General features: G+C 62.8%; 2 protein-coding genes. Both read right to left on the bottom strand.

Annotated elements, in window-relative coordinates; translation table 11 throughout:
* Positions 1–1,264, bottom strand: a 1,264-nt coding sequence (locus tag ACFQ6N_RS40755; RefSeq protein ID WP_380659189.1) for a lipopolysaccharide biosynthesis protein, incomplete at its 3' end; no start/stop codon positions are given.
* A partial coding sequence (locus tag ACFQ6N_RS40750) for a hypothetical protein (RefSeq protein ID WP_380659188.1) occupies positions 1,261–1,510 on the bottom strand: 250 nt, incomplete at its 5' end. The genes ACFQ6N_RS40755 and ACFQ6N_RS40750, both read right to left, overlap by 4 nt.

Genomic DNA, 1,510 nt, shown 5'->3' with positions numbered 1-1,510 from the left:
AGTACAGGCGCCGCACCATCAACATCAACACGAGCACGCCGAAGACGTAGCTCAGTGCGGTTCCAAGCGCAGCACCCTCGATCCCCAACCACGGAATGAATATAACATTCAGGATTGCATTGACGATCACCACCGACAGCTGCTGCAGGGTCTGCAGCCCCGGGGAGCCGCCCAGCAGCGGCAGCTGGTCGAAGGGAATGAACGGCGCCACCGAAGTCAGCCCGAGGAGCAGGATGATCAGCGGCAACATGCCCTCTTCCAGCCCCTTGCCGCTCATCACGTAGGTGATGGTGAACCAGTACGCGAACACCACGCCCAAGGCCAGCAGAACCGCCAACGGATACAGGTAGCGTAGAGCCTTGTTGAGCAGCATGCGACAGGTCGACCAGTCACGGTCGCGGCTGGCGTTCACCAGGATCGGGTTCAGGTTGACCCGGATCAGGTGCCAGACCTGGTAGAGCCCATCGATCAGGATCGCGCCGAAGCTGTAGATGCCAGCCGCGCGGTCGGTCAGGAAGAAGCCGATCAGGATGACGTCCACGCGAGAGTTGAGCTCGACGAACGTATTGGACAACAGGCTCCTGGCACCGAAGCTGGCGTGGCGCCCGATCCATACCCGCCGCACGCGCATGCCCTGCAGCATCCGGCGCGACCACAGATAGCCCAGCGCGGCTACGGTGGTGACGACCTCGGCGACGAGGAAGCAGTACAACACCTTGTCGATACTGGCCGAAGTCATCGAGACCACCGCCACCCAGGCCATCACGACCAGATAGCGCAGCGATTGCAGGACAGCGAAGGCCTTCATCAACTGCAGGCCGTTGAGCAGGCCCAGCAGGGTCTTGCTCAACGGGAACAGCAGCAGCCCATACGCCACGTTGCGCACGCCCAGGGCAGTGTCCGGGCTGTCGAACCACTTGCCCAGGGCCGGTGCAGCCAGCACCAGCAGCGCGGCGCCGACTACGCCGGCAAGCGCCGAAAGCAGCAGCCCGCTACCGGCCAGGCTGCGCCCTTCCTCGGCATCACCGCTGTAATGGGCGGCGTTGCGCATGATCGAGTTGTGGATACCGAACACGGTCAACTGCGATGCGACGACGTACACCGCGTACGCCTGGTTGAAAACACCCAGATCGCTGGCGCTGCGGAAGCCGGCGATCATCAGGTTGATGGCGATCCCGCTGACGGCCAGGATCACCAGACTCGCGGCCGTCCAGGACAGATTGCTCGCGAGGGTCTTCAACAGGGCGGACGGCGAGATGCTCACGGGTCGATCGGATCCGGCGCCTGGCGATGGGTCACGTCACGATGGGTGATGGGCGGATTCAGATGGCGGTTGGCCTGGTAATCGAACCAGAACGCAAAGCCGATGGCATTGAAGGAGATGCTGAAGGAGAACAGCGTCACCAGGAACGACATCTCCGGCATGCTGCCCTGCGTGAACCACAGCAGGATGGTACGCACCAGGAACAGCAGGCCAACCAGCGCAGTCGCACCGCCGAAGGCATAGAAG

It is taken from the genome of Kitasatospora sp. NPDC056446 (assembly GCF_042796115.1).
Classification (GTDB): Bacteria; Actinomycetota; Actinomycetes; order Streptomycetales; family Streptomycetaceae; genus Kitasatospora.
The sequence above is the reverse complement of the archived record's forward strand: the minus strand, read 5'-3'. Positions and strand labels throughout refer to the sequence as shown.